Origin of the sequence: Microvirga tunisiensis, assembly GCF_009296175.1 — a bacterium.
Lineage (GTDB): Bacteria > Pseudomonadota > Alphaproteobacteria > Rhizobiales > Beijerinckiaceae > Microvirga > Microvirga tunisiensis.
On the sequence record NZ_VOSK01000859.1, the window covers coordinates 1 to 966 of the forward strand.

1 protein-coding gene is annotated in these 966 nt (G+C 64.2%); it reads right to left on the bottom strand.

Annotated elements, in window-relative coordinates:
- Positions 1 to 32: 32 nt before the first annotated feature.
- On the bottom strand, positions 33 to 966 hold a 934-nt coding region (locus FS320_RS44155), incomplete at its 5' end, for an IS256 family transposase (protein ID WP_152718753.1).

The following is a 966-nucleotide window of genomic DNA, read 5'->3' on the forward strand; positions in this document are numbered from 1 at the left end:
GACCTATGCTGGATTTTGGGTGATGGGGCCGATCAGGCGACGTTGTGTGTTGGCGTCGTTGCGATCTCGGTGCCGTCCTGGAATCTGACACCCGCGATTACTTTCGGCAACTGGTTTTCGCCCATCAGCCGGCGCCAGGTTTTCGAAGCCGCCATGATGAGCTTGAACACCATCAGCCGCGCGGTGGTCGGCGACAGCGAGCCCTTGGTGCGCACGGTGCGATGCCGCACCGTCGAAAACACACTCTCAATCGGATTGGTCGTGCGCAGATGGATCCAGTGCTCGGCGGGCCAGTCATAGAAGGCCAGCAGCGCCCGCTGGTCCTTGCGCACGCACTCGACGGCTTTGGGATAGCGCGCCTGGTAGGCATCCGCGAACAAATCGAGAGCGACCTCGGCCTGAGCACGGGTCGGCGCGAGATAGATCTCGCGCAGGGCCACCTTCATCCCCGGCTGTACCGACTTCGGCACCTTGTTGAGCACATTGGCGGTCTTGTGCAGCCAGCACCTCTGATGGTGCGTGCCGGGAAAGAGCTCATCGAGCGCCTTCCAGAAGCCAAGCGCCCCGTCCCCTACGGCAATGCGAGGCGGGATGGACAGGCCCCTTCGCTTGATCTCGACCAGAAGCTCTCTCCAGCTCTGGGCGCTCTCGCGCACGCCGGCCTGGAAGCCGACCAGCTCCTTCCTGCCCTCCGGCGTGGCGCCGATCAGCACCAGCATGCATTCAGCCTGATCCTCCATCCGCGCCTGGAGATAGACGCCGTCGGCCCAGACATAGACGTAATGCCGGGCCGAGAGATCCCGCGCCTGCCAACGCTCGTATTCGCCCTGCCATTCGCTGGTGAGCCGGGTGACCACCGAGGGCGAGAGGTTGGGCGCGTCCGTGCCGAGCAAGGCAGCCAGAGCTTCCTGGAAGTCACCGGTGGAGAGCCCACGCAGGTAGAGGATCGGCAGCAAGGCATCCAGG